Annotated in this window: 21 protein-coding genes; 11 read left to right on the top strand and 10 right to left on the bottom strand. The window is 64.0% G+C overall.

Translation table 11 applies throughout. The annotated features are described in order from the left end of the window. Positions 1-557 precede the first annotated feature (557 nt). The 5 genes from ASF45_RS08315 (at position 558) to ASF45_RS08295 (ending at position 7245) form a co-directional block, all read left to right on the top strand. Positions 558-1034, top strand: a complete 477-nt coding sequence (locus ASF45_RS08315; RefSeq protein ID WP_056659846.1) for an RNA polymerase sigma factor — start codon at positions 558-560, stop codon at positions 1032-1034. A gap of 42 nt (positions 1035-1076) precedes the next feature. Then, positions 1077-2021 carry a FecR family protein gene (locus ASF45_RS08310; protein ID WP_056659843.1) on the top strand — a complete coding sequence of 315 codons (945 nt, stop codon included), beginning with the start codon at positions 1077-1079 and terminating at the stop codon, positions 2019-2021. A 110-nt stretch (positions 2022-2131) separates the two neighbouring features. After that, positions 2132-4543 carry a TonB-dependent siderophore receptor gene (locus ASF45_RS08305; protein ID WP_056659840.1) on the top strand — a complete coding sequence of 804 codons (2412 nt, stop codon included), beginning with the start codon at positions 2132-2134 and terminating at the stop codon, positions 4541-4543. After that, positions 4540-5739: a PepSY domain-containing protein gene (locus tag ASF45_RS08300; protein WP_156472898.1), complete on the top strand. Its 1200-nt coding sequence runs from the start codon at positions 4540-4542 to the stop codon at positions 5737-5739. Before ASF45_RS08305 ends, ASF45_RS08300 begins: the two co-directional genes overlap by 4 nt. Before the next feature lie 465 nt (positions 5740-6204). Beyond that, entirely contained in the window at positions 6205-7245 is a 1041-nt protein-coding gene (locus tag ASF45_RS08295; protein WP_082550896.1) for an SOS response-associated peptidase family protein, read from the top strand. 360 nt (positions 7246-7605) lie between these two features. Here ASF45_RS08295 and ASF45_RS08290 read toward each other — a convergent pair whose 3' ends face one another. Then, complete coding sequence (locus tag ASF45_RS08290; protein ID WP_056659835.1) at positions 7606-9750, bottom strand: acetate--CoA ligase family protein; 2145 nt, start codon at positions 9748-9750, stop codon at positions 7606-7608. A 147-nt stretch (positions 9751-9897) separates the two neighbouring features. Between ASF45_RS08290 and ASF45_RS08285 the strand changes: the two genes are divergently transcribed. Next, the gene (locus tag ASF45_RS08285; RefSeq protein ID WP_082550895.1) at positions 9898-10860 is read left to right on the top strand and encodes a tripartite tricarboxylate transporter substrate binding protein; all 963 of its coding nucleotides are present in this window, start codon (positions 9898-9900) and stop codon (positions 10858-10860) included. A gap of 196 nt (positions 10861-11056) precedes the next feature. Here the strand turns inward: ASF45_RS08285 and ASF45_RS08280 are convergent, their stop codons facing one another. The 5 genes from ASF45_RS08280 to ASF45_RS08260 all read right to left on the bottom strand — a co-directional run bounded on the left by ASF45_RS08280 (position 11057) and on the right by ASF45_RS08260 (position 16149). Then, positions 11057-11953, bottom strand: coding sequence for a crotonase/enoyl-CoA hydratase family protein (locus ASF45_RS08280; protein WP_056659830.1), 897 nt, complete (start codon positions 11951-11953; stop codon positions 11057-11059). Then, positions 11950-13083 (bottom strand): acyl-CoA dehydrogenase family protein, encoded by a 1134-nt coding sequence (locus ASF45_RS08275; RefSeq protein ID WP_056659827.1) that lies wholly within the window; start codon positions 13081-13083, stop codon positions 11950-11952. Before ASF45_RS08275 ends, ASF45_RS08280 begins: the two co-directional genes overlap by 4 nt. A 2-nt stretch (positions 13084-13085) precedes the next feature. Then, complete coding sequence (locus tag ASF45_RS08270) at positions 13086-14258, bottom strand: acyl-CoA dehydrogenase family protein (protein WP_056659824.1); 1173 nt, start codon at positions 14256-14258, stop codon at positions 13086-13088. Positions 14259-14298: 40 nt separating this feature from the next. Then, a complete protein-coding gene (locus ASF45_RS08265; protein WP_056659821.1) occupies positions 14299-15171 on the bottom strand; it encodes a MaoC/PaaZ C-terminal domain-containing protein in 873 nt (290 codons plus the stop codon). Positions 15172-15357: 186 nt separating this feature from the next. Next, positions 15358-16149 (bottom strand): SDR family NAD(P)-dependent oxidoreductase, encoded by a 792-nt coding sequence (locus ASF45_RS08260; RefSeq protein WP_056659819.1) that lies wholly within the window; start codon positions 16147-16149, stop codon positions 15358-15360. 191 nt (positions 16150-16340) lie between these two features. On the opposite strand from ASF45_RS08260, the gene ASF45_RS08255 reads away from it, so the two are divergent. The 3 genes from ASF45_RS08255 to ASF45_RS34340 are packed head-to-tail and all read left to right on the top strand — an operon-like array spanning position 16341 to position 18696. Next, a complete protein-coding gene (locus tag ASF45_RS08255; protein WP_056659816.1) occupies positions 16341-17513 on the top strand; it encodes a thiolase domain-containing protein in 1173 nt (390 codons plus the stop codon). After that, the gene (locus tag ASF45_RS34060) at positions 17510-18016 is read left to right on the top strand and encodes a Zn-ribbon domain-containing OB-fold protein (RefSeq protein WP_082550894.1); all 507 of its coding nucleotides are present in this window, start codon (positions 17510-17512) and stop codon (positions 18014-18016) included. Before ASF45_RS08255 ends, ASF45_RS34060 begins: the two co-directional genes overlap by 4 nt. Continuing rightward, a complete protein-coding gene (locus tag ASF45_RS34340) occupies positions 18013-18696 on the top strand; it encodes a nitroreductase (RefSeq protein WP_082550893.1) in 684 nt (227 codons plus the stop codon). The genes ASF45_RS34060 and ASF45_RS34340 overlap by 4 nt, the downstream gene beginning before the upstream one ends. Before the next feature lie 100 nt (positions 18697-18796). Here ASF45_RS34340 and ASF45_RS08240 read toward each other — a convergent pair whose 3' ends face one another. After that, positions 18797-19903, bottom strand: a complete 1107-nt coding sequence (locus ASF45_RS08240) for a CaiB/BaiF CoA-transferase family protein (protein WP_056659813.1) — start codon at positions 19901-19903, stop codon at positions 18797-18799. Between the two features lie 145 nt (positions 19904-20048). On the opposite strand from ASF45_RS08240, the gene ASF45_RS08235 reads away from it, so the two are divergent. Next, positions 20049-20813 carry an enoyl-CoA hydratase-related protein gene (locus ASF45_RS08235; protein ID WP_056659811.1) on the top strand — a complete coding sequence of 255 codons (765 nt, stop codon included), beginning with the start codon at positions 20049-20051 and terminating at the stop codon, positions 20811-20813. Positions 20814-20826: 13 nt separating this feature from the next. Then, entirely contained in the window at positions 20827-21798 is a 972-nt protein-coding gene (locus ASF45_RS34055) for an NADPH:quinone oxidoreductase family protein (protein ID WP_063887608.1), read from the top strand. A gap of 231 nt (positions 21799-22029) precedes the next feature. On the opposite strand, the gene ASF45_RS08225 is transcribed toward ASF45_RS34055, so the two are convergent. From ASF45_RS08225 to ASF45_RS08215, 3 genes are all read right to left on the bottom strand, one after another. Beyond that, entirely contained in the window at positions 22030-23010 is a 981-nt protein-coding gene (locus ASF45_RS08225) for a tripartite tricarboxylate transporter substrate binding protein (RefSeq protein WP_056659803.1), read from the bottom strand. Between the two features lie 80 nt (positions 23011-23090). Further along, a complete protein-coding gene (locus ASF45_RS08220) occupies positions 23091-24068 on the bottom strand; it encodes a tripartite tricarboxylate transporter substrate binding protein (RefSeq protein ID WP_162243974.1) in 978 nt (325 codons plus the stop codon). Positions 24069-24096: 28 nt separating this feature from the next. Beyond that, positions 24097-26244: a 3-hydroxyacyl-CoA dehydrogenase NAD-binding domain-containing protein gene (locus tag ASF45_RS08215; protein ID WP_235580855.1), complete on the bottom strand. Its 2148-nt coding sequence runs from the start codon at positions 26242-26244 to the stop codon at positions 24097-24099.

Here is a 26244-nt window from a genome sequence, read left to right as displayed (position 1 = left end):
GACCAGATCGGCCGGCCTCATTGCTGCCACCGACCGCGGATCCTCTTCGATGAGCCGCCGGGCGTCTCTTAGCGACGCACCAATTTTGCCCCGCGAAGCTGCGCTGCCGCAGAGAATCGGTGCCCGGATGTCGCTCCGAGGCGGGCGGGAAAGGCCTGATTTCCGACAGCCCACACTTCCTAGTGGACAGGGGGCGTAAACCCAGCGGTAAAAAGAATAGCCATGGAAGATGACGAAACGCCGACATCTCCTCAATCTGCATGAGGCCGTTAGCCATGAGCGTCGAGTCGTGCCCCAAGAATATGCTTGGTCGAGTGTCGCGGCCCGTAGAACTGCTTGCTCACATCGGCCATTTGCGCCCCCCTTTGCGGGCCGACGGCCGACCCCTCACCCGGTGGGCGGCAGAGCCAAGATAAGAATAGTTCCTATTTTGGGCGAGCGAGAGTCTGCGGGCGAGGCCCTACAATTCCTTACTACTCCCAACGCCACAGTCTCGTGCCCCTAGGGCACCGTCTCAGCCACCTCGGGAGCGTGTCATTCCTGGCCGAGGTGTGCTTTTGCCCGAGCGCTATTACCGCGAACTGCTGCGCTATTTCACCCGTTCCTTCGGCGACCGCGACACCGCGGCCGATGTGGTCCAGGAGGCGTACGTGCGCATCTTCGCGCTGCAGCGCAAGGGCAATGCGATCCTCGATCCACGCGCGCTGCTGTACCACGTCGGCCGCAACGTCGCGGCCACGCAGGCCACACGGCGCGCGGCCGAGCAGCGCATGCTCGACACCCTGGGCCTGGTCACAGCAGACGCCGCACCGTCCGTCGAGCGCACCGTCATCGCGCGCCAGCAGCTGGACGCACTGGTGCGGCGCCTGTCTGTCATGCCAAGGAAGCGGCGGGATGCCTTCATCCTCGTACGCATCCATGGCTGCAGCTACGCGGAGGCCGCCGCCTACATGGGGCTCAGGGTCGAGGCCATCGAACGGCATGTGATGCGTGGCATCCTCGACTGCGCCGGGCTGGCACCATCCAGGCGCTGAACAAACATGTCTCGGTATCCATCCTCCCTCCCGTTACCTCTGGTGGAGCAGGCGCTGTTGCTCGTCGGCCGCGCGCACAAGGGCGACGCCGCCAGCGCCGACGCCGCACGCGCACGCCTGCAGCAATGGCGTGCGGTCGACCAGCGGCATGCCGATGCGATCGACATGGCCCAGCGGCTCTGGGACGCCACCGATGGCAGCGCGCTGCGCGAGGAAATCCCGATCCCCGGCCGCACCGACCCTGAAGCCCGCCGACGCGCGATGCAGCTGCTGGGTGGGACCGGTGTGGCCTTGCTCACCGCTGGAGGCGCGCGCTGGTGGTGGCAGCGGCCCACGCTCGAACTGGCGCTGGCAACGGGCCATGGCCAATTGCGTGAACAAGTGCTGTCCGACGGCACGGAGCTCGGCCTCGCCGCGCGCACGGCCTTGTCGGTGCGCTACTACCGAGACCGCCGCGAGGTGCGCCTCATCCAGGGCGAGGTTCGCCTCAAGGTTGCGCCCGATGCGGCCTCGCCGTTCACCGTCCACACCGACTGGGGCCTGGTGCGCGTCCTGGGCACTGTTTTCACCGTGAGCGCGCGTGCCACGGGCATGCAGGTCGCGGTCGCTGAAGGACGGGTCGGTGTCTGGCACAGGGACCGGGCCCTCGATGCGCCTCCTGCCCTGGTCCTGCAAGCCGGTGAAAGCGTGCGCACGGACAGCCGGGGCCTGGGCCGGCGCGTCGCGGTGCAGCCGGACGATGTCGGCGCCTGGCGCCGTGGCTGGCTGGTGTTCGACGACACCCCATTGCCAGAGGTGGTCGACCGTTGGAACGACTACGTGCCCCAGCGCCTGCAACTCGGGCCGCAGGAAAGGCTGCGCACGATGCGCCTGAGCGGCAGCTTCCCGTTGCGGCAACCGCAGGCCTTCCTGCGTGGGCTGCCGGACATGCTGCCGGTCCGGCTGCGGCGTGGCGATCACGGCACGACCGTCATCGAGGCCAGATGAAGCGGCGCCACAAGGTAGCCGCCCTTTGGATGCATTAAGTTACAAATGAGTTGTCAGGTTTGAGCCGCCTGGCTGGTCTTCCGCAGGAAACCAACCCCAGAACAACGTCCATGACCCGACCCTTCTTCCATTGCGCTCATGTGCTGAGCGCATCCGTGCTGACCACCGCGATGGCGCTCGGCGCGCACGCCCAGGTGCAACTGCCCCAGGCCGGCGCCCGGCTGCAGGCAGCCGTTCCCTCCCAGTCGCTGGCCCAGTCGCTCAATGCCTTGTCGCGCCAAGCCGGCATTGCGATCGGAGCGGATGCCGCCCTGTTGTCCGGCAAGGCGGCGCCCGCCGTGAGCGCCGGCATCACGCTGCAGGAAGCGCTCGACCAGGTGCTCGCCGGCACCGGGCTCATGGCGATCGGCAGCGGGCCATCGGCCATCTCCGTGCAGGCGCGGCCACCGGTCGGCTCGAGCGTGGCGTTGCCCGCGGTGACGGTGACGGCCCAGGCGGACACGGAAAGCGCCACCGGCCCCGTGGCAGGCTACGTGGCCAAGCGCAGCACCGCCGGCAGCAAGACCGACTCCCTGCTCGTGGAGATCCCCCAGTCCGTGTCGGTCGTGACCCAGGACGAACTGCGCAGCCGCCAGGTCGAGACGCTGTCCCAGGCCCTCGGCTACACGCCCGGCGTGACGAGCGAGCCGACCAGCTTCAACCGCACGGCCGACCGCTTCCGCATCCGCGGCATGGATGTCGAGGCCGCCACGGGCGGTTCGCTGCGCGATGGCCTGCGGCTGCAGAGCAACTCCTACGACGGTGTGCAGGAACCCTATGGCCTGGAGCGCGTGGAGGTGGTGCGCGGCGCGGCCTCCGTGCTCTACGGCCAGCTCTCGCCGGGCGGGCTTGTCAACGCGGTCAGCAAGCGCCCGACCGCCACGCCCTTGCGCGAGATCGGCATACAGCTCGGCAGCAACAGTCGCAAGCAGCTCACGGCGGACTTCAGCGGGCCGCTCAGCGAGACGGTGGACTACCGCCTGACCTTCCTGGGCCGCGACAGCGACAGCGCGCAGAGCTACATCCTCGACAACAAGGTCTACATCGCGCCGTCCCTGACCTGGCGCCCCAGTGAGGCAACGTCCCTGACCTTGCTGTCCTTCTACCAGAAGACCAGCACGCGCTTCGCCGCGCCGCTGCCCTACCAGCTCGTGGAGGGATTCGGTACGGGCCCCTTCCGCATCGGCCGCGGCGCCTTCATCGGCGAGCCCGGCTACGACGAGATGCGCGGCGAGATGTACGCGCTGGGCTACGAGCTGGAGCACGCCTTCAGCAACAACCTCAAGCTGAGCCACCGCGCGCGCTACTTCAAGTCCGATGTGAACTGGAATTACCTGCAGGCGCAGACCTCCGCGGCGGCGATCCGAGCGGCCGCCACCACGGGCGTGCTGCAGCGCCAGTACAGCGACCGCCGCGAACGCCCCGAAGGCCTGGCGACCGACACGCGGCTGGAATGGACGGTCCAGCACGGCGCGGTCGAGCACCGCGTGCTGCTGGGCCTGGACGCGTACAAGACCGAGTGGGACTCGACCAACTTCCGCGCCAGCGCGCCGTCGCTCAACCTGGCCACCTATGCCTACGGCCAGCCCGTGAACGTGGTGCGCGATCCGGCCCTGGACCGCGGCTCGCGCATCGACACGCAGCAGGCCGGCCTGTACCTGCAGGACCAGGTCAACCTGGGCGAGCACTGGACCGTGCTGGTCGGCCTGCGCCATGACTGGGCCGAGCAGGACCAAACGCTGCACCGCAACCAGGCCAGGCTGACGCAGGACAACGAGGCCACGACCTGGCGCGCGGGCCTGGTCTACAAGTTCGCCAACGGCTGGGCGCCGTACCTGAGCTACAGCGAGTCCTTCTACCCCGTGTCGGCCGCCGATGCCAACGGCCAGCAGTTCAAACCGACCGGTGGCAAGCAGTTCGAGGCCGGCGTGCGCTACCAGCCGCAGGGCCGCAACATGCTGCTCAGCGCGGCCGTGTTCGAACTCACCCAGACCGATGTGCTGAAGTACGACGCGGGCCGCGACGTGTACCGGCAGGCCGGCGAGGTGCGCTCGCGCGGGTTGGAGCTCGAAGCCAAGGCCGAGCTGGCGCGCGGCCTGAACCTGATCGGCTCCTACGCCTACATCGATGCCCGCATCACGCGCAGCACGGTGGCCGCCGAGATCGGCCAGCGCAGCGAGGACACGCCCTACCACCAGACCGCGCTGTGGCTGGACTACGGCTTCGCGCCCTGGGGCCTGCCGGGGCTAACGGTCGGACTGGGCGCGCGCTACAAGGGCACGACCCGGGCGTCCGGCATCGCCACGGCGCTGCCAGCCTACGCCCTGCTCGACGCCCTGATCCGCTACCGCATCGACCCGCACTGGGATTTCAGCCTGAACGTGGCCAACCTGGCCAACAAGAAGGTCACCCACTGCGAGTTCGCGATCTGCCGCTACGGTGATGAACGGCAAGCCCTCGGCACCCTGAGCTACCGGTGGTGAGCTTGCGCAGCGGCTTGCTGCGCATGCACCGCTACGTCGGCTTGCTGCTGGCGGGCTTCCTGGTTCTGACAGGACTGACCGGCGCCATGCTGGCCTGGAATGCGGAGCTGGACGAGGCGCTCAATCCAGGCCTGTTGCGGGCCGTGCCGCCCGCACTCGACGCTGCCATGTGGTCGCCGCTGGCGCTGCGCGCTGCGGTGCAGCAGCGCTTCCCGCACGCACTGGTGGCACGGGTGCCGCTGGCTCAGGAGCAGGGGAAAGCCGCCTCGTTCCTGCTGCGGCGCAAGCCGGGCAGCCCGCCTCTGGCCGACGACCAAGTCTTCATAGATCCGTACACCGGCCGGATCCTCGGGACGCGGCGGTGGGGCGATCTCACCCAGGGCGTTCACAACCTCATGCCCTTCGTGTACCGCCTGCACTACTCGCTTGCGCTTGGGCCGGTGGGAACGGCGGTGCTTGGCATCGCCGCCGTGCTGTGGACGCTGGACTGCATGGTGGGCTTGTACCTCACGCTGCCGGCTCGTCGGCGCCATGCCGCGGCAGCAGGGCGATCCTTCTGGGCACGCTGGTCTCCAGCCTGGAAGCTGAGCATGCGCTCGCGCTTTCGCATGGTGTTCGATGTCCATCGCGCGGGCGGCCTGTGGCTGTGGGTGGCGCTGCTGGCCATGGCCCTTAGCAGCGTGGCGCTCAATCTACCCCAGGTCTACGACCCCGTGATCCAGCGCCTGGCCGCGCGCCAGCCGAGCACCGAGGCGCTGCCCGCGCGCCCCCCCCTCGGGCAACCCGGGTTGGGATGGGAGCAGGCGCACGTCCGGGCCCGCGCGCTCATGGGAGAGGAAGCAACGCGACGGGGCTTTGTCGTGAGGCAAGAGAGTTCGCTGTCGTATGACTTCCGGCGCGGGCTGTACCGCTACGACGTGCGAAGCAGCCTGGACGTCAAGGACAAGGGTGGCAGCACTCGCATCTTCCTGGACGCCGACACGGGCGGCCTGGTCGGCATCTGGCTCCCCACCGCCGCCGCAGCGGGCGACACCGTGACGACCTGGCTGACCCAGCTGCACATGGCAGCGGTCGGTGGCCGGCCCATGAAGGCCGCCATAGGCCTGTTTGGCGTGGCCGTGGCGGTCCTGTCCTGCACCGGGGTGGTCATCTGGCTGCGCAAGCGCAGGGCCAAAAGGGATGCGATTCGAACGTGATGGCAACTTTGCGGCAGCAGCGGCCATTCGGCCGCCGAGCTCATCAGGGAGCAGGCCCCTGGTTCGTTCCGGGCAAACTGCCAAGGCGAGCGGCCCGCGTCAACCGGCGTGGCATTCGAACTGGTCGGCGACACGTGCAAAGCCGACCTACCCCCTCCGTGTGCCGGGCGCGGCGCAAACGCCCGAAAGGCCCTCGGCAACTCTGCCGGCCATACTGGCACAGTTTCCCAGAATGCGGGCGCCTCCGTGCATGGGAAAACGCACATTGGATTGAGGCTCGGGACAAGCCATGGGTGGAGCACTTGGAACCGGCCTGACATCGTGCTTCAAGCACCTCCCACCGCATCGCTGGCACCTTTCGCTTCGCAGGCCTCCAAGAGGCTACGCGCACCGGAGAGCGGTATTCTTTGGGGCCTTGGGAGCCAGTCCCGGATTGCGGTCTCAGCCGCGCAGTAGTTTCCCCACATGTACTCAGCCACGGTCTGGACCGACCCCACCCTCTATGCGTCGCATTTCGGCGGCGATGTTCACCACGGGGCGTTCCTGCAGGTACTTCGGCGACGCGCTGCTGGAGACGGCACAGTCGTCCCGTTCGAGCTGGACCAGGCACTTCTTGAAACGCGCGGGCCAGCACTCGAACCGATCCGAGACATGGTGATGAGCCATCGACTTGCGCAGTTGCGGGCAGCCGAGGCAGAGATCGTGTCGCAGTCGGCACGCCTGGCCGACGCGCAGCAACGCCTGGGCAGCAAGCCTTCCAAGGCTGCAAGTCACAGCATTCGAATAGCCAAGCAGAAGATCTGCGCGGCGCGGCGGCGCCGAGAAGTTCTGGTGGAAGGCGCAGACCAATCGCAGCTCGGGCGCATGTTCCCGGGGCACTTCGTGCCGCTGTTGACGTTGCAAGAGGGAAAGTTGGAGGTCAAGCCGATGCGCTACAAGTGCCGCCCGGCGCACATCGAGCGCCGCATGGCAGCCTTGTTAGAAAGCCCGCATCACGCGCGGCGCGACAAACTCGAGGGACTGTGGCAGCGCGAGTTTGGTCACACGCACGGTGTCATTGCTGTCGAGTCGTTCTTCGAATCGGTGTCGCTACATCGTCTGCGGCAGCGCACGCTGGTTGCTGGCGAAGGCCTCTCCGCGCTTGAACTGGAGTTTTTTCCTGTCCCCGAGCAAACGCTCTATGTACCGTGCCTTTGGTCGCATTGGCAACGCCCGGGGCAAGAAGATCTGCACTCCTTTGCCATGATCATCGACCAGGCGCCGCCGGAAATACGCGCGGCCGGCCAAGACTGGTGCCCCGTCGCGATCAAGCGGGATAACGTCGCTCAGTGGCTTGCTCCGGATCCGTCCAACCTCGCCGCCAGCTACGCCATCCTGGACGATCGCCCCGCTTTCCATTTTCAGAACCTTCCCTCGTCGGCTTACAGGGAGCGCCAGGCACGCCCTGCCCCCACGAAGATCATCAACCTTTGGAAACCCTCGGGCGCAGCCGCGCTCGCCGCATGAACGCCTTCCAGCCAGAAATAAAGCCCGGCAGGCTCCATACCCAGCGGTTCCATCCGCGTCGGGTATCAGCGCAGCCGCGCCCTGCCTACCGCTCGAGCATTTTCGAAGACGCATGATGGATTGCAGCACGCCCAACGTCCAGGTCAACAAGGTCGCTGGTAGCGTGGCTCGCCGAGCGTTTCGGGCGCCGGTACCACGACGCGGTGGTCGAGAATGGCGCCTGCGCGCCGCCGCTCCGCACATCATCGACACGGACACCCAGGATCTACCCGCCAGTGCCGATACCTGGATCACCTGCGTGCAGGCCATGCCACGCCGCGGAACCCGCGATTTGATGTGGCAGCGAACTCGGCTGTGGGGTCAGCACTTTACGACCAGAGCATCGACCGCCAGGATGCGCTCCGCAGTGCAGATCAGCGGGTTGACATCGACCTCAGACAAGGTTGCGCGGTGGTCAGAGATCAGTTCCGACACGCGTTGAATGATTGCGCACAGTTGGGCTTCGTCGACTGCTGCTGCGCCACGGAAGCCCTGGAGCAGCCGATAACCGCTGAGACGTTTAAGCATGTGCAACGCTTGAACGGCATCGACAGGCGCTTGCTGCACCACACTATCCTGGAGTAGCTCGACAAGGATGCCGCCCATCCCGACGACGATTAGCGGCCCAAAGAGTGGGTCGACGCGACCGCCGACCATGATCTCTACGCCCGACGCCACCATAGGTTGCACAAGCACGCCGTTGATGCGCGGCGCCGGCACAACCTTGTTCGCGTTCTGCATCACCTCGGCGTACGCGCGCTCCAAGTCCGCGCGACTGCACAGGTTCAAACGCACGACGCCCGCCTCGGTCTTATGGGGCAGGTCAGGCGACTCCACCTTGAGCACAACCGGGAAGCCCATCTCCAAGGCGGCCGCTACAGCACCATCGAGCTCTTGTGCAAGGTGATCCGAAACCACCGGCACCCCATAGGCAGCGAGAACAGCCTTCGATTGGCTCTCTGGCAGCGTGCTTACGGAGGCCGACGATTCCAGCAGGCCGGCGACCTCGCGCACGGCACTGGAAGAGTTCAGTCGGACGTGTTGCCGATCTTGCGCATCGATCCGTTCCCACCAGTGCGTCCAGGCGGCGAGAGTGCGGAAGCATCTCGCCGTCGAACGAAACAACGCAACATCGGGATCTGTCTCCAGGTCGAAGGAGCCTGGCCCCTCCAGCCAGCCCGTGAGCCAGTACGCGCAGACGATCTTTCCCGCCGCTCGAGCCATTGGGCCGATGGCCTTGATACGCAGCGATCCGGCTTCGTGTGCATAGCCGTTGGGCACTGCGATCGCGCCAATGTCCGGCTGAGAGAGGAAGCCTTCCGCGCATGCGGGGAAAGAAACGGGGTTGTTGAGGATCTGCGCGGTCACGTCGCATGGGTTGCGCGCAGCGCCGAAGAGCGGAATGTGCATTGCGAGCAGTTGCTGCAACTCGGGGCCGGGCTGCGGCATCGGCACACCATGCAACTCGGCCTGGTCGGCCGCGAGAATCCCCGCGCCGCCCGATGGCGTCAGCACAGCCACACCCGTAGCGACGGGTCGAGGTGCCTTTGCAAAAAACGCCGCGGTCTCCAAGAGCTCCTCGAACTCCGTGACGGCAACGAAGCCTGCCTTCTCAAAAAACGCTTCGTAGGCTGCCGCAGAACCTGCCAGGGCCCCTGTGTGCGACTTGGCCGCCTCGGCACCGCTCTCCCCCGTTGCCAACTTGAAGATGACAACGGGTTTGCGCGCTTCGCGTGCAAGCCGCCCGGCCTCTAGTAGCCGCTGAGGCGAGTCGGTTCCTTCGAAGACGCAGGCGATGACGTCGCAGTTTGAGTCACCGCTCAAGTAGGAGATTTGGTCCGCTACATCGATGTCGGAGGCGTTGCCCAGTGTGAAGACGTGGCTGAAGGAAACGCCGCGTTCGCTGGCCTGTGCCAGTCCCATACCCAGGGCGCCGGACTGGCTGATCAGCCCGATTCGCCGTCCACCGGGATGGATGGGCTTCGCCGGGGCGTTTGCGAACACCGCGTGGAACCCAGAGACGCCGTTGACCACCCCGAGGCAGTTCGGACCAAGAAGGCGGGTCTGCGATCCTTCGGCTAGCGCGACGATCCGTCGCTGCGTCACCTCCCACTCCGGATCGCCGGACTCTCCGAACCCCGACGCGAAGATGATCAGCCCGCCCACACCGATCTGGACGCCCTCCCGCACCAGGGCCTCGACGGCATCGCGGGGCACTGCGGCAACCACGCAGTCCGGCACCTTGCCGATCGCGGAGATGCTCTTGAAGCAAGTACGCCCGTTGATCTCTTCGTACTTGCCATTGACGAGGTGAATTGCGCCAGAGAACTTGGACAGACTGGCCAAGGTCCGTGCTCCGAAGGACGCTGCGTTCGGAGATGCGCCCACGATGGCCACGCTCTTCGGATCGAACATCCGTACCAGTTGATCGTGGCTATAAACGCCACGGCCGTGTTTCAAGCTCATAGAACTCCTTGATCGATTGCGCGGACGTAGGAACCGCCAGCGTGCGCCGATGCACACCGCTTCTCAAGTTCGGGTCTCGGCCGGTTGACGAGTAACAGCATGGTATCTACATTTTAATGGTCTTGCCATTTTTACGAAGGAGATCACATGAGACCACGTCGCCGCGCCTGCATCGCCATCACCAGCGCATGCCTCTTTGCCCTCCCCTCCGCATACGCAGTCGATAAGCCAGTACGCCTGGTTGTATCCATCGCAGCAGGAGGAGCAACCGACGTGGTTGTCCGAACCATCGGTACTGGGATGGCCAAGATCTTGGGAACCACTGTCATCGTCGACAACAAGCCTGGCGGAAATGGAACCGTGGCTGCGGCAGCGGTCGCAACACCCCGCCCGGAGGAGATCACGATGCTCTTCATCCCGAGCAGCATCGTCCAGAACGCCTCGCTTCGCACGGACATCCCGAACTACCTTCCCAAGCTGACGCCCGTCGGCCTCGCCGCAGTGATCCCTGTGGCCCTTGTGGTCTCGCCCGACCTCGGCCCCAAGAACCTGAAGGAATTCATTGCACTGGCAAAGTCCAAGCCAGGTGCGCTTTCGTTTGCGTCACCCGGCAGTGGTTCGTCGAGCCACATCCTCGGCGAAGTCCTTGCGCGTGAGACTGGGACCAAGCTGATCCATGTGCCGTACAAGGGCGAGGCGCAGTCCGTTCCGGACGTCTTCGGCGGCCGGTTGTCAAGCGCATTTGGTGCCGTAGGTTCCCTGGAAAAGTACGAGGCGAACGGAAAGAAGCTTGTCCTGCTTGCAGTCACCGGTGCGCAACGACTGCGCAGCGTTCCCAACATCCCGACCTTTGAAGAGCAAGGTGTTCCGAACATGACGTTGCTGGGTTGGATGGGCACCTTCGTCGCCAACTCAACGCCGAAGGAGACCGTCAACAAGCTGGCGGAGGCACTGCAGCTCGCTGTGGCAACACCCGAAGTTCAGTCGGTGTGCACCCGTGTGGGCTTCGAATGCCGCGCCACGTCACCCGAGGAGTTCTCGGCCCACCTGGACAAGGAGCTGAAAGCATGGCCTGAACTCGTGAAGGGCCTGGACATCAGCTTCCAGTAATCATCGCTTGGGCAAATGAGTTCTGGCGCCGCCTTCGTGCGGCGCCTTGCTCGGCCAGAGGAGGCGCTTCGCGCCGCTGCAGAAAATCTAACGATCCCGCGGGCAAGCTGATGCCCCAAAAACGGTCCGATGTGATAGGGGATCCGCCCCACCTGGGCCGGATCCCAGAGAATGGGCAGACCTGCCAGCGGCTGCGTCAGGACGACGACAGAGCCTTGAGTCGAACCAGGCCGTCCCCGAAAGGCTGATCACGCCGACGGATGGCATCTCGCACCCCATGCTCAGCGACATCGCTCGAGAACTGATTCATCGCCTGCGATGCGCTGTGCACCCTCGCATCTGTTTCCGCAGCAAAGCGCTGCAGCTGAGCAGCCCCGCACAAGTCCAAGCCCATGTTGACGACCCGCTTGTGTGCGGACAACAGGTCGCTGTGAACAAGGGCCATGCGGCTGACCAGTTGGTCGACCTCGGCGTCGAGTTGGTCGCGGGGCACCGCGTCAGACACGAGGCCGATCCGCGCCGCATCCTTGCCGCTCAGGCAATCACCCGTGAACATCAAGCGCTTGGCCCATTGGGGGCCAACGTGGTAGAGCCACATGTTGCTCGGCGGCGTTCCGTTCGCGCGGGTCGCTGGGTAGCCGATGCGCGCATCGTCGCTGACAACCAGCACATCGCACATCAGTGCCAAGTCCGTACCACCGGCCAAGCAGTTGCCGTGGATCTTCGCGACCACCGGCTTGTGGATGTCTCTGATGGCAACCATGAACGCCTGTTTGCGTTCCAGCCGCAGGCACTCATCATCGGCCCCCGAACCGCTTCGGTACCTTGGAGCGTCAACGCTCTGCTCTTTGGCAGTGGTGGGCCCATACGCTGAATCCAGGTCGAAACCAGCACAGAAGTCGATTCCTGCCCCCTGCAGCAGAATGACCCGCACGTCCTCGCGATCGTCGGCTTCATAGAGCGCATCGCGTAGCTCCACCAGCAGAGCAACACTCAGCGCGTTGCGCTTGGACGGCCGGTTCAGTGTGATCGTCGCAACATGCGCCGCCACGGAGAACTCGATACATTCGGTCGACTTAAGCCAGCGGTTCATCGAGCATCTCCCTCTTGCTTTGCCAGGTACTCGGCCTGCTCATCCGCATCACCAAGGGTGCTGTCAAAGACCACGAAGCGTTGCAGGTAGTGGCCAACTGAGTACTCTTCGGTCATCCCGATTCCACCGTGCAGTTGGATGGCGTCTTCGAGCGCCTTGCGCCCATGGATGCTCAGAATCAGCTTCGCCCGGGCAATGTCGCCTGCCATCGCAGAGCCCGGGTCGTCATAGGCGATGGCAGCCAGCAGCGACATGCTCTTAATCGACTCCAGGCCGACCAGCATCTCCGCGATCTTGTGGCGCACGGCCTGGTTGTCTGCAAGCGGCTTACCGAACTGACGCCGGCTTCTAACGTACTCAGCAGTGAGTCGGATCGCGGCTTCGAGCGTTCCAAGCCCGTCCGCGCAGGCGGCAGCTATCCCCGCGCTTCTAACCCGCGCCATCACCTGTGCATGTTCGTGCGACGTATCGCCGTCGAACAGCGGCAGAGCGATGGCGTCAAGAAGGCTGACCGTCGCCGCAGGGCTGGCGTCCACCAGGCGATACTGGGCGGCCTTGACGGCGTCGGCTGCCTGGTTCTTGCGGTCCACCAAGAAGAGACCTTCAGCAGGTCCCGCGCCGGGCGAGAAAAACTGCGCAGCAACGATGTAGCCACCAGCCATAGCGCCGCATGCCACGTTGCGAACGCCGCCGCTGACCCGCCATTGTTTTCCATCGAGCGTTGCTCTTGTCGCAGGCACGCCGCCAACGCGCTCGCCTGCCCAGCAAACCATGAGATCACCCGAGGCCATGAGCGGCAGGTAGTCCTTCTGAAGGCTAGAGACACCCGATGCGACGAGCGCAACGGTAGACATAACCATGCTGCTGACCAAGGGTGCGATGAGCAACGACGCGCCCGCCTCTCGCAAGACACCGTGGAGGTCGCCCATCGAGCCGCCGAACCCACCGTGGTCCTCCGGCACCAGCACGCCTGTCAAACCGAGGTCGGCAAGCTCGCGCCAAACCCGGGTCACGGCTCGGCCGGGATCTGCGAGCAACGCCTTGCGCTGCTCGAAGCTGAAGTTGTCGCGCAGATACCGTGCGACGCTGTCGCGCAGCATCGCCTGCTCATCGCTGTAGGAGAAGTCCATGGCTAGCTCAAGAATGTCTTTGAAAGAATGTCCTTTTGGACCTCGCTGGCTCCGCCGTAGATGCTCGAGGCGCGGCTGAAGAAGTACCGCGAGACCAACGGGGACGCCCAATCCGAGGAGCCGTTTGGCAGATCGCTGGCAGCCCGCAGGCCATCTGCGCCTGCCAGCTTCGCGAGAAGAGCCAGCACTCTTTGCTGGACCTCGCTGCCTTTGAGCTTCAGGACCGACGCGAACGCCTGAGGCACGGCACATGTGTCGGGCGACAGCAGCAGTCGCCAGTTCGTCATCTCGAGACTGCGAATCTCAGCGTCGAGAACCGCAAGCTCCTTTCGGACACCCGGAAGCTGAGCCAGGGCATGGCCGTCGCGTTGATGTGCGTTGGAGATCTCGACGGCGTAGTTCCAGCGCTCGCGGCACAGTCCAACGTTGGCGATGCCCGTACGCTCGTTGGACAGCAAAAACCTGGCGTAGCTCCAGCCACGCCCCTCTTCGCCGACCAGGTTGCACACGGGCACCCGGACGTTGTCGAAGAAGACCTCGTTGAGGTGGTGCATGCCGTCGATCGATGGAATCGGGCGAACGGTGATTCCAGGTTGTCGCAGGTCGACGAGCAAGAAGCTAATGCCATCCTGCTTCTTCGCTTCCGTGCTCGTCCGCACGAGGCAGAAGATCCAGTCGGCGTGATGCGCGGAGGTGGTCCAGATCTTCTGCCCGTTCACCACATAAAAGTCACCTTCGCGCTCGGCTCGCGTCCTCAACGAAGCCAGATCTGACCCCGCCTCAGGCTCCGAGAACCCCTGGCAGAACCACAGATCCATGTTCAGCAGCTTGGGCAGGAAGAAGCTCTTCTGGTCCTCTGTGCCGAACTGCAACAGTACGGGCCCAAGCATGGTGATGTTGAACACCTGGGGCAACGGCGCAGAGGCCCGAAAGATCTCATCCAGCAAGATGAGACGCTCGACCTGGCCCAACTCCGCACCGCCATAGCGCTTGGGCCAATGCGGCGCCGCCCAGCCACGCTCATTCAGGATGCGCTGGAATGTGACGGTGTCCTGCTTGGTCGCAGCGAACCCTCTGCGCAGGCGATCGCGCGTGTCCGTGGGAAGCCGTGCGTCGATGAACGCTCGCACTTCTTTCTGGAAGGTCGCCTGCTGATCCGATAGTGTTATGTCCATGATTGCATCGTCCTGTTGTCGTGCTCTCGATCGCAAACGGTCACTTGGCTGCCAGGGTGGCTGTTCCGTTTGACAGCACCCTCACACCGCGCTCGGCAACTTCGGCGTCGAAGCGAAGATCCGTCTCGTCGAGCCAGAAGCGCAGCTGCAGCACGTCGCCGGGAAACACCGGCGCGGACAGCCGCGCAGCAAACGACGTGATCTCGCCAAGGCCGACCTGGTGAAGGTGCGTCGTGAGCATGCGGCAAGCTACCCCGTAGGTCGCAAGTCCGTGCAAGATCGGCTTGTCGAACCCTGCCTTCTTCGCCACGGCCGGGTCGGCATGCAAGGGATTCCAGTCGCCGGATAGCCGATAGAGCAGCGCAGCGTTCGTTGCGAGCTGGCTCGTCAGTTGGCCATCCGGATCCCGCGTAGGCACGAAGTTGTCGACTGCCTCGGGCAAGTCTGAAGCCCCGCCTTCGGAGAATCCGCCATCGCCGCGGCAGAAGTAGACCTGATCGATCGACGCAATCGTCTCCAGGGTTCCCGACTCCAGGATTTGGCGCTCCACGGTGACAAGAGCCCCCTTGGTCGCACCTTTGTCAACGATGCGGGTCACACGGGTCCGTCCGTAAACCGTGCCCTCAGGCGCGAGGGCGCGGTGCATGACGACCTTCTGCTCACCATGCACCAGCCGCAGGTAGTCGATCCCGAACTCGGGGTGGTCCTTCATCCAGAAGCCAGGGGTCGCCAGCACGCTGCACATCGTCGGAAGAGCGCTGAGCTCTTCCTCATAAACGTAACGCAGCTCGGCCGGATCCACTGGGTTCATGCCAAAGCCGAGCCCGAGGTTGTAGAGGATGGTGTCTTTGCGGGTGTAGTGGTGGCGAACGTCCTGCGGCGCCCACGACTTGATCTTCTGGTAGTTGAGCATTCATGCTCCGCTTCGCCGCAATGCGGCACTTGAGACTCGAACATGCCAGGATGGATAGACATTCTGGCGTGAGAGGCCTGCTCACAGTCTGTGCAGGCACTTCGCTATGCAACGCCCGTGCGTCGCCACCTCGCGGCGCAGGAGCACCAGCCGACCTCTTGGGCTCCGCTCCTCGCCTGCATGGCGTCAGAGGCTGATGTGGTACCCGCCGTTGACGCCGAGATGCTGGCCGGTCACGTAACTCGCGGCGTCCGAGAGCAGGAAGCAAACCGCTTTGACGACCTCGTCCGGTGTGGACCAGCGACCCAGCGGGATCTGGCTGAGGATCTTGTCGCGGAACTTGTCACCGCGGATCACTTCGGTCATCGGTGTTTCCACGACGCCGAAACAGATGGAGTTCGCACGAATGTTGTACTTGCCCCACTCGCGCGCGGTCGTCATCGTCACACCCAGGATGCCGGCCTTGGCGGCGGCATAGTTGACTTGGCCAATGGCACCCTTGCGACCTGCGTCCGACGAGATGTTAACGATCGATCCGCCTTTGGTGTCACCAGCCTTGGCACGCGCGATCAGATGCTGACCCAGCGCCTGGGACCAAAAGAACGAAGCAGACAGATGAACGTCCAGCACATCGCGCCAGTCTTTCACCGTCATCTTGTCCATCATCGCCGGCCGCGTGATGCCGGCGTTGTTGCACAGTCCGTCGACGCGTTCAAACCTTTCCACCGCTTGTGCCACCACCCGTTGGGCGGCCTCCGGATCGGACACGTCCGCGACAGCCGGCATGAGGCGGCCGGCCGGCAACTCTGACCCGAGCTTCTTCAACGTCTCTTCGTTCCGATCGACAGCGACCACATTGCCGCCCAGCTCGATGACCAGACGCGTGATGCCTTCACCGATCCCCTGGCCGGCACCCGTCACCACGACCGTCCGATCCTTCAAGCTCACCAGTTCCACCATAAATGCCTCCTTATGCATTACCAATTTAATGGACTGACCATACTAGAATGAAGGTTAGTTGTCCATCCAGTTGAGCTGTTCAAGTCGCCGACCCGCCACGTAAGGAGCGCAGCTGGCGCAGCCATGTGCACTGTGAGCCGGCGGAGTTCGACGGTGGATGTTCCCCGCGCCAGTTTTTTGGCCACTGGTTCCACGCAAGGAGACGTGACATGAGAAATCATCGGACAGCAGCAATCGTCGGTGCCTTCGAGCACCCGTTGCGCAAGGCTCCCGACAAGACCACCGCACAGCTGCATGCAGAGTGCGCGCGTGGAGCATTGCAGGATGCCGGGCTTAGCCTGGGCGATGTCGACGGCTACTTCTGTGCTGGCGATGCACCTGGCCTCGGCGCTCTCAGCATGGCCGACTACATGGGACTTCGACTGCGGCACGTGGACACGACCGACACCGGCGGATCCGCGCCCTTGGTCCATGTCGCCCATGCCGCACAAGCGATAGCGGCCGGAAAATGCAATATCGCCCTGATCACCCTTGCAGGCCGCCCGCGGACCGAGATCGCCAATGCCATGGGCTCGTCAAGGGGCAGCGCAGCGGCAACGCCCGATGCAGCCTTCGAGCTTCCCTACCGCCCGTCCACACTAAACATGTACGCGCTGGCCGCAGCTCGCCACATGCACGAGTTTGGCACGACGTCGAAGCAGCTGGCCTGGATCAAGGTGGCAGCATCGCAGCACGCCCAGTACAACGAACACGCGATGCTGCGCAAGCCCGTAACCGTCGAGGAAGTCGTCGAATCCGCGCTCATCGCCAGCCCCCTGCACAAGCTGGACTGCTGCGTTGTGAGTGACGGTGGGGGTGCGCTCATCGTCGTGCGCCCGGAGATCGCAGAATCGCTTTCGCGACCTCTGGTGTCGGTGCGCGGAAGTGGCGAGACAATCAAGGGGCAAGCGGGCGGCAGGGTCGATCTCACCTACTCCGGGGCCGCACTCTCGGGCCGCCTGGCATTCGACGAAGCAAAGGTCCAGCCTCGAGACATCCAGTACGCCTCGATTTACGACAGTTTCACGATCACGGTGCTGATGCAGCTTGAGGATCTCGGCTTTTGCAAGAAGGGAGAAGGCGGCCGCTTTGTGCAGGACGGCAACCTGATCGCCGGCGTCGGCCGCATGCCGATCAACACCGATGGCGGCGGCCTGTGCAACAACCATCCCTCGAACCGCGGAGGGATAACCAAGATCATCGAGGCCGTTCGGCAACTGCGTGGAGAAGCGCACCCCAAGGTTCAAGTACCGAATTGCTCGCTCGCGCTCGCCCAGGGCACGGGCGGCCTCCTCGGATCGCGGCACGGCAGTGCCACCCTCATCCTGGAGCGATCGCAATGAGCACGCTGACCACCGAATCGAACCTGCCCGCTGTCATCGACGACAGTGCCACGCGCACGTACTGGCAGGCAGCGGCGGAAGGAAGGCTTTTGATCAAGCGATGCACCGCCTGCTGCCAAGTCCATTTCTATCCACGGCCGCTGTGTCCCTTCTGCCTTGGAGATACCGAATGGATGGAAGCCAGCGGCGCTGGAACCATCTACAGCTTCAGCAAGGTCTACCAGGCGGATGGGCAATACACGATTGCCTATGTCGAACTGGACGAGGGAGTTACCTTGCTTACGAACCTCGTCGGCCAACTGGAAGATGCGTCGATTGGCGACCGTGTCAATGTCACGATGCAGCGCACGGCAGATGGCTACGCAGTTCCGATGTTTGAGCTCGGCTCCAATGAAGCCGTCTCAGCGGGCCAATGCCTCGACTCCAACATCGGCCCTCTTGACTCTGCAGCAACAGACTCGACCTCACCTTCCACAACCACTACTCAACCCCTCGCAACATGAGCCAAACATCGACTCCAGTATTTCACCAACTCCTGACTGAACGCCACAGCTGCCGCGCATTTCTCGACAAGCCTGTTGCCCAGGAGACGATCGAGTCCATTCTCAGTACCGCACAACGCACCGCGTCATGGTGCAACTCCCAGGCCTGGAAGGTGGCGATCACCACGGGAGACGCCACGTCGCGGCTGCGGAACGCGCTCCTAAGCGCCTACGATGCAAGGCAGCCGGGCGGCAGCGACTTTCCATTTCCCCACGAATACACCCACGAATATCTCGATCGACGTCGCGAGTGCGGGCTCCAACTGTACGAGGCCGTGGGAGTGCAACGCGGAGACAAGGAAGCCGGTGCGCGCCAGGTTCGCGAGAACTTCCGGCTCTTCGGCGCACCGCATGTCGCCATCCTCACCAGCGACCCGGGGCTGGGAGTCTATGGTGCTGTGGACGTGGGTGGCTACGTTCAAGTCCTGTTGCTGTCCATGCAAGCACATGGCGTTGCGGCCATCGCCCAGGCGGCCTTGGCCACACAAAGCGCACTGGTAAAACGCGAGCTAGGCATTGCCGCTGACCGCAAAATGGTCTGTGCGATTTCATTCGGCCACGAGGACACAACACATCCTGCGAACGGGTTTCGCACCAGCAGGGCTTGCTTGGATCAGGTGGTCCAATTTCTCGGGACTTAGCCCCGCGCACTCCGGGATTGCCGTGCGATGGAAGACTAGGCCCCATCAAGTCCTGATCAGCGCCGGCAGTGGGGCCGGCCCGGCAAGAACAATCGACGGTTCATGCACGCAGCCACCGAGCCTTCGCCTCTGAGAGGCTGATCGCCGTCTTTGGTGCCGGACCTTGAACGCGGGAGTGCGTTCGCGAGAACTTCGGTGCGGGCGCCGGTTGGCTGACGCCGGAAACCTCTACGAAAGCCTGGCGCGCCACATTGTGTCTGTGCTCCGGTGCTTTCGACAAAGACAGAACTGGCGCGAAGCAAACATCGGTTCCTTCCAGAAGATCGCACCACTCCGCCTGCGTTTTGCTCGCGAAGATGCGCGACAGCTCAGCGCGCAGTTCCGCGCATCGGGTCTTGTCGTTCTGCGCAGTCCAAAGCGATGATGCCACCTCGGCCCGCTTGCAGAACTCATGAAAGAACTGCGGCTCGATCGCCCCGAGGCTGACGTATTCGCGATCCTTGGTCTCATAGACGCCATAGTAGGGAGCACCACCGTCCAGCGTGTTCTCCCCGCGTCGTTCGACGAATCTCCCCTGTGCGAGCAGGCCAGCGAATAGCGTCATCAGCGAAGCTGCTCCATCGGAAATGGCCGCATCCACCACCTGGCCAATTCCTGACTGGCGAGACTCATGCAGCGCAGCCAGTATCCCGACGACCAAGTACAAGCTCCCGCCTCCGTAGTCGCCCACGAGATTCAGCGGTGGCACCGGAGCGCCTCCTGCGGGACCGATGGCATGGAGGGCGCCACTGATCGCGATGTAGTTCAGATCGTGACCCGCAGCGTGTGCCAGTGGGCCCTCCTGCCCCCAACCCGTCATGCGGCCGTAGACCAGCCGAGGATTGCACCCGGCAACCGCATCCGGACCAAGGCCGAGACGCTCCATCACACCCGGCCTGAAGCCCTCGACCAGGATGTCTGCACCCTCCAGCAAACCGAGCACTTCGTTGCGCGCCTTCGGATCCTTCAAATCTGCCACAACGACGGTTCGCCCGCGACCGGTGAAGTTGTGCGGATCACCCAGCTTGCCTCCAGGTCGTTCGATCGTGAGCACGTCAGCACCCATGTCCGACAACATCATGCAGGCAAATGGGCCCGGACCGATGCCGGAGAACTCAACCACCCTCAACCCTCGAAGCGGACCTGAAGTTGTGCATGCATGTGACATGGGACGCCTTGTCAAGTGAGGCTCGACCTTTGAGCCAAAACCCTAATGGTAAATCCATTTAATACATTTATCATCGCCACCGTACCTAGGACTCAATCTTCACGGCAGCGCCGATCTACCCCCCCTAAGCCGGTCAGCATCAACGATGACAGTCTCTTCTACTCTTGTGGACGTCCATCTGCGCGATGGCATTCTTCTCATCACCTTGCGGCGCGAGAACAAGCGCAACGCCGTCGACCGCTCCATGGCGGACGCTCTCGATGCCGCACTCAACAGGCTTGACGACGATCCTGAGGTTCGGGCCGGCGTTCTCACCGGCGGCAACAACGTGTTCTGTGCCGGAAGCGACCTGACCTCTGGGGGTGACTACGTCACGGCCAGGGGCGGCGAATATGGTCTTGTCAGACGGAGGCGGCGCAAGCCATTGGTGGCCGCAGTGGAGGGAATAGCCTTCGGCGGCGGTCTCGAGATCGCGCTTGCGTGCGACATGATCGTCGCAGCCGATGACGCCCGCTTTGCCTTGCCGGAGGTATGCCGAGGTCTGGTTCCGACCTGTGGCGCGCTCTTCCGGTCTCTGGAACGCCTGCCGAGCAATGTGGCGAACGAGATGGTCTTGACTGGGAAGCCGTTGACCGCTGCCCGTGCCCACGCACTGGGCTTGGTCAACAGGCTGGTCCCACCGGGTCGCACGCTCGATGAAGCCTTGGTTCTGGCCGGCGAGGTTGTTGCAAACGCCCCGTTGGCCGTGCAGGCGTGCCTGTCTGCGATGCAGGCCATGAAGACCGACCTCGAGGCCGCGGGATGGAGCGCAACGCAGCAAGCAAAAGACGCGATTGCGGGAAGCGAGGATGTGCAGGAGGGTATCCGAGCTTTCTTCGAGAAGCGCGCACCTGCCTGGACCGGACGCTGATGGGGAGATTCGCATGAAAGCCCTGCGCGTTTTGAGCTACGACCCGAACGACTCCATCCATGTGGTGGACCTGCCGGACAGACCTCCCAAGCCGGGCGAGGTCCGTGTGTCGGTGCATGCCTGTGGCGTCTCGTTTGTCGACCTGCTGCTGGCCCGCGGAAAGTACCAGGTCAAGCCTGCTTTGCCGTTTACTCCCGGCAGCGAGTTCGCCGGCATCGTTAGCGCCATCGGTGAAGGGATCGACGAACAACTGAGAGTTGGGGACGCTGTGTGCGGGACTTTCGGTGGCGCCTGGTCGGCATCCATATGTGTTCCACGACACGCGATCCTCTCGATGCCGGGTGGTCGGCCCATCGCTGAGGGTTCAGTTTTGGTAGCACCGTTCTCGACGGCCCTTTATGCGGTTCGCGATCGTGCGCACCTGCTTCGGGGAGAGACTTTGCTGGTACTTGGTGCAGCCGGGGCCGTTGGCTCAGCTGCAGTGCAGATCGGAAGAGCCCTCGGCGCCCAGGTGATTGCGGTCGCATCGAGTGACGCGAAGCGCAACGCAGCGCTGGCAGACGGTGCCGACCATGTCGTCGACTCCCAATCTGAATGGAAGGACGTTGTCAAGAATTTGACTGGCCCGCGTGGAGTGGATGTGGTGTTCGACCCGGTCGGTGGTGATGCGACGGATCAGGCCTTCCGCACGCTAGGTTGGGGCGGGCGGCACCTGATGGTTGGTTTTGCCGGAGGCTCCATCGCAGGACTCAAGACAAATCTCGCAATTGTCAAAGGGAGCTCACTGGTCGGCGTAGATCTTCGGCAAGCCGCAGAGAGAAATCCCGAGCTCATTCTGGGGGTCAAGAACGACGTCCTGGCGCTGTATAAGTCGCGGCAGATTCGCGTCAACATCCGCCACTCTGTCCCTGCCGAGCACATTGCCGAGGCCGAACAGCTCATGAAGGACCGCTCGCTTGTAGGCCGCGTGATCATCACGTTCTGAGAATGGCTCGCCGAGCTGTTGGGCGTGGAATGCCAACAGACGGGGCAGATGAAGCCTCGGCCTCCAACGACACGGCGGCGGTGTGGCAACCGTCGAGGCACGTCGAACCGAGGCAAGGCTGCATGCACCGCTTCACCGCGCGGCACCTTGCCTTGCTAGGCCGCCCCGAGCGGCAAGGGTGACGAAGGCCAGAACTCGCTGAAGAGCGATGGTTTGCCCTCTCGTCACCCGTCACTCGATCCGGATAGCGCTGTTGTCTTTTATGTCTCTCCAAGTTGCATAGATTTTCTTCAACAAAACGCCATACTCCGAAGTCGTCATCGGGGGGGGAACCTCAAGACCATAGCTGAGCATCTGACCGAAGTACTCACGCTCCTTGGAGATCTCCGTTACCATCGCATTGATCCTCTCGACAATTGAAGTCGGAGTGCCGGCGGGGGCAAAAAGACCGCAGAAGCCTTCTGCTGTAAGTCCTGGATAGCCGAGCTCCAGAAAGGTCGGGACATGCGGGAGAACCTTCCAGCGCTTTATTCCGGTCGCTGCCAGGGGGACGATTCGGTTGTCCGCCCCGTACGTCATCGCGGTGACCGAAGAAACCATCCCTGCCTGTAGTCTTTCGGAGACCAGATCCGGGAGCATTTGCGTGTCTCCGCCCTTGTACGGAACATTGCTAAACTGCACACCGGCAGCGCGCGCCAGTGATTCAAGGTAGTAGTGAGAACTGGATGCGTGGCCCACCGTGCCGCAGCTGAAGGGTTCTTTCGAAGTTTGCGCAAGAGACAGAAACTCCGCGAGCGTCCCACCCTTGTTTCTTGCCGCGGCCAAGATGACAGAGGTCTCGAAGATCCGGGCAACTGGCATAAAGTCTTTGAGCCCGTCATAGCGCACGTTAGGCAGCAGGATCGGGTTTGTGACAAGCGCGTTCATGTTGAACAGCAGCGTGTAGCCGTCGGCTGGGGCACGAAGCACGGCCTGTGTCGCAACCAGCGAGTTGGCGCCTGGACGATTGTCGACAATAACGGGCTGGCCAAGTTTCTGCTCCAGTCTTCTGGCAACCATCCGCGCTACTGAGTCGCTCTGACCGCCTGCCGCGAACGCGACGACGATCGTGATGGGCCGGCTAGGCCAGGAACCGCCCTCAGCGCCCCAATTGCTAGTCGCGAAGGGAAGCGCGGCCGAAATTCCAAGGACGTCTCTCCGATTGATCTTCATGGTGTCTCCTGTTTGGGATGGGTTGAAACTCTCCGCGGTGTCCGCCAACTCGACGCCGTACGCCAGCCACTACGCCACACCTACTCGATGCGGATGGCACTGCTCTTCTTGATGTTCCTCCACGCGGCATCGATCTTCCCCACGAGTGAGCCGAATTCCGGCATCGACAGGGGCGGCGGCACCTCCAGTCCGTAGCCAAGCATCTGGCTGGCAAATCTCTGCTCCTTGGCGATGTCGGCTGCCAACGCATGGAGCCGCTCGACGATCGGCACGGGCGTTCCGACGCGCGCAAAGAGCCCGCAGAACCCTTCCGCCGTCAGTCCCGAGAATCCGAGCTCCAGGAAGGTTGGAACCTCGGGCAGGACCTTCCAGCGCTTTGTGCCGGTAGCGGCGAGCGGGACGATCCGGTTGTCAGCGCCATAGGTCATGGCGGAGACGGAAGAGACCATGCCTGCCTGCAGACGCTGCGCCACGAGGTCGGGAAGCAGCTGGGTGTCGCCACCCTTGTACGGAACATTGTTGAGTTGCACTCCTGCGGAGCGCCCCAGCGATTCGATGTAGTAGTGCGAGCTCGATGCGTAGCCCACCGTGCCGCAGCTGAAGGGTTCGTTGGAGGCCCTCGCCCGCTCGAGGAACTCAGCGAGCGTCGAGCCCCTCTCCTTCGCAGCTGCGAGGATGACCGACGTCTCGAAGATCCTGGCGATCGGGATGAAATCCCTGAGCGCGTCATACCGCACGTTCGGCAGCAGGATCGGATTGGTCACCAGCGCGTTCATGTTGAACAGGAAGGTGTATCCATCGGCTGGGGCGCGGAGCACGGACTGCGTGGCAACCAGTGAATTTGCGCCTGGACGGTTGTCTACGAGAACGGGCTGACCAAGCTTCGACTCCAGTCGCCGGGCAAGAAGCCTGACCACGGCATCGCTCTGGCCGCCCGCCCCATAGGAGTCGATGAGCGTGATTGGTCTGTTCGGCCATGCGCCCTCGGCAGCCAAGCTGCGGGAAGCAAATGGGAATGCGGCTGCGACGCCGAGCACGTGTCTTCGATGGATGCCCACGGTGTCTCCTTCAGTCTTTAGGAATTGTTTAGAAAGTACCTTGCCGCTCGGCCATGTCCACGAGCAGCCTGGGCGGCTCGAACCGCTGGCCGTAGCGCTGTGCGAGCTCGCCGGCGCGGCGCACAAAGTTGCGCAGGCCGATGCTGTTGATGTACTGCAGCGTGCCGCCGGTCCAACGCGGGAACCCGATGCCCACGACCGAGCCGATGTTGGCGTCGCGTGCAGCTTCGATCACGCCTTCCTGCACGCAGCGCACCGACTCGAGGGCCTGCACGTACAGCAACCGGTCGCGCAGGTCCGCATAGGGGACCGGCGTGCTGTGGGCCGGGAACTGTGCGGCAAGGCCTTGCCACAGCTGCTTGCGCCCGCCCTCGGGGTAGTCGTAGAAGCCCCCGCCGCCTGCGCGGCCGGGCCGGCCCAGCGCGACCATCTTCTCGATCACGGCCCACCCCGAGTGCTGTGGCACGGCTTCGCCCGCGGCCTGCAGGTCAGCGATGGTCTGCTGGCGCACCGACCAGGACAGCGCCATCGAGGTCTCGTCCATCACGGCCAGCGGCCCCACCGGCATGCCCACGCTGAGCGCACCGTTCTCGATCTCGGCGGCCGGCACGCCCTCGGCCAGCAACGCGGCACCCTCCTTGGTGAAGGTGCCGAACACCCGGCTCGTGAAGAAGCCCCGGCTGTCGTTGACCACGATGGGCGTCTTGCCCAACTGCTGCACGAAGTCGTAGGCGCGTGCCAGCGTCTCGGGCGAGGTCTCGGCGCCCTTGATGATCTCCACCAACGCCATGCGGTCCACCGGCGAGAAGAAATGCAGGCCGATGAAGTTCTCAGGGCGCTTCGATGCCTCGGCCAGGCCGGTGATCGGCAAGGTGGAGGTGTTGGACGCAAAGATGCCGCCCGCGGCGAGGTACGGCTCGCTCTCCCGCGTGACGGCGGCCTTGAGCTCGCGCTTCTCGAACACCGCCTCTACGATCAGGTCGCAGCCCTGCAGGTCTGCCGCCGCGCCGGCCGGTGTGATCGCGTCCAGCGTGCGCTGCATGCGCTCGGCGCTCAGCGCGCCCTTCTCCACACGCTTGGCCAGCGCCTTCTCCACCCGCGCTTTGCCGGCCTGGGCCTGCTCCAGCGTGGCGTCCTTAAGCACAGCCTGCAGGCCGCGCTGGCCGCAGACCTGCGCGATGCCCGAGCCCATCAGGCCGGCCCCCAGAATGCCGATGCGCGCAAAGCGCGCGGGCGCCACGCCCTCGGGGCGGCCCTTGCCCGCCTTGATCTCGTTCATCTGGAAGAAGAAGGTCGTGATCAGGTTCTTGGCCACCGGGTGCGTGGCCAGATGCACGATGTAGCGGCTCTCGATGCGCGAGGCGGTGTCGAAGTCCACCGTGGCCCCCTCGATAGCCGCGGACATGGCCGCCTCGGGCGCCGGGTACAGGCCACGCTGCTTCTTCATCTGCAGCACAGGGGCCGTACGCAGCCAGGCCAGCGGTGCCGGCGAGCGCTCGGTGGAGCCGGGAATGCGGAATCCCTTGCGGTCCCAAGGCTGCAGCGACCCGGGGTTCGCGGCGATCCAGGCCCGCGCCATGGCGAGCACGCCCGGCAGGTCTGGTGCCAGCCCGTCGAGCAGCTTGAGTTCCAGCGCCCGAGCCGGACCGAAGGTCGTGCCATCGACCAGAAATGGCACGGCCGCCTGCAGGCCCAGCATGCGCACCGTGCGCACGACACCGCCAGCGCCCGGCAGCAGGCCCAGTCTGGCCTCGGGCAATCCCAGTTGCAACTGTGGGTCGTCGACGACGAAGCGGGCATGACAGGCCAGGCACAGCTCGAACCCGCCGCCCAGGGCCGTGCCGTTGATGGCGGCAACCACGGGACGTCCGAGTGTCTCCAGGCGGCGCATCAGGGCCTTCATGCCTTCGGCGCGTTCGAAGAGTGCGGCTGCGTCCTCGGGACGGGCCGCCAGCAGGTTGTTCAGGTCGCCGCCGGCGAAGAATGTCTTCTTGGCCGAAGTCAGGATGACGCCGGCAATGGCATCGCGTTCGGCCTCCAGGCGCTCGACCACGCCGGCGTAGGCCTCGCGGAACACGCCGTTCATGGTGTTCGCGGACTGGCCCGGCATGTCGATGGTGAGCGTGACGATGCGCTGCTCGTCCTTGTGGTAGGTGATGGCGGAAGTTGCGGTCAC

It is taken from the genome of Pseudorhodoferax sp. Leaf265 (assembly GCF_001422365.1).
Classification (GTDB): domain Bacteria; phylum Pseudomonadota; class Gammaproteobacteria; order Burkholderiales; family Burkholderiaceae_C; genus Pseudorhodoferax.
The sequence above is the reverse complement of the archived record's forward strand: the minus strand, read 5'-3'. Positions and strand labels throughout refer to the sequence as shown.

Excerpts from the sequence above, each read along its gene's own strand:
- ASF45_RS08275 (WP_056659827.1), bottom strand. The coding sequence starts at position 13,083 with ATGGACTTCTCCTACAGCGATGAGCAGGCGATGCTGCGCGACAGCGTC.
- ASF45_RS08265 (WP_056659821.1), bottom strand. The coding sequence starts at position 15,171 with ATGCTCAACTACCAGAAGATCAAGTCGTGGGCGCCGCAGGACGTTCGC.
- ASF45_RS34055 (WP_063887608.1), top strand. The coding sequence starts at position 20,827 with ATGAAAGCCCTGCGCGTTTTGAGCTACGACCCGAACGACTCCATCCAT.
- ASF45_RS08260 (WP_056659819.1), bottom strand. The coding sequence starts at position 16,149 with ATGCATAAGGAGGCATTTATGGTGGAACTGGTGAGCTTGAAGGATCGG.
- ASF45_RS08305 (WP_056659840.1), top strand. The coding sequence starts at position 2,132 with ATGACCCGACCCTTCTTCCATTGCGCTCATGTGCTGAGCGCATCCGTG.
- ASF45_RS08240 (WP_056659813.1), bottom strand. The coding sequence starts at position 19,903 with ATGTCACATGCATGCACAACTTCAGGTCCGCTTCGAGGGTTGAGGGTG.
- ASF45_RS08290 (WP_056659835.1), bottom strand. The coding sequence starts at position 9,750 with ATGAGCTTGAAACACGGCCGTGGCGTTTATAGCCACGATCAACTGGTA.
- ASF45_RS08280 (WP_056659830.1), bottom strand. The coding sequence starts at position 11,953 with ATGAACCGCTGGCTTAAGTCGACCGAATGTATCGAGTTCTCCGTGGCG.
- ASF45_RS34340 (WP_082550893.1), top strand. The coding sequence starts at position 18,013 with ATGAGCCAAACATCGACTCCAGTATTTCACCAACTCCTGACTGAACGC.
- ASF45_RS08225 (WP_056659803.1), bottom strand. The coding sequence starts at position 23,010 with ATGAAGATCAATCGGAGAGACGTCCTTGGAATTTCGGCCGCGCTTCCC.
- ASF45_RS34060 (WP_082550894.1), top strand. The coding sequence starts at position 17,510 with ATGAGCACGCTGACCACCGAATCGAACCTGCCCGCTGTCATCGACGAC.
- ASF45_RS08285 (WP_082550895.1), top strand. The coding sequence starts at position 9,898 with ATGAGACCACGTCGCCGCGCCTGCATCGCCATCACCAGCGCATGCCTC.
- ASF45_RS08255 (WP_056659816.1), top strand. The coding sequence starts at position 16,341 with ATGAGAAATCATCGGACAGCAGCAATCGTCGGTGCCTTCGAGCACCCG.
- ASF45_RS08235 (WP_056659811.1), top strand. The coding sequence starts at position 20,049 with ATGACAGTCTCTTCTACTCTTGTGGACGTCCATCTGCGCGATGGCATT.
- ASF45_RS08270 (WP_056659824.1), bottom strand. The coding sequence starts at position 14,258 with ATGGACATAACACTATCGGATCAGCAGGCGACCTTCCAGAAAGAAGTG.
- ASF45_RS08295 (WP_082550896.1), top strand. The coding sequence starts at position 6,205 with ATGTACTCAGCCACGGTCTGGACCGACCCCACCCTCTATGCGTCGCAT.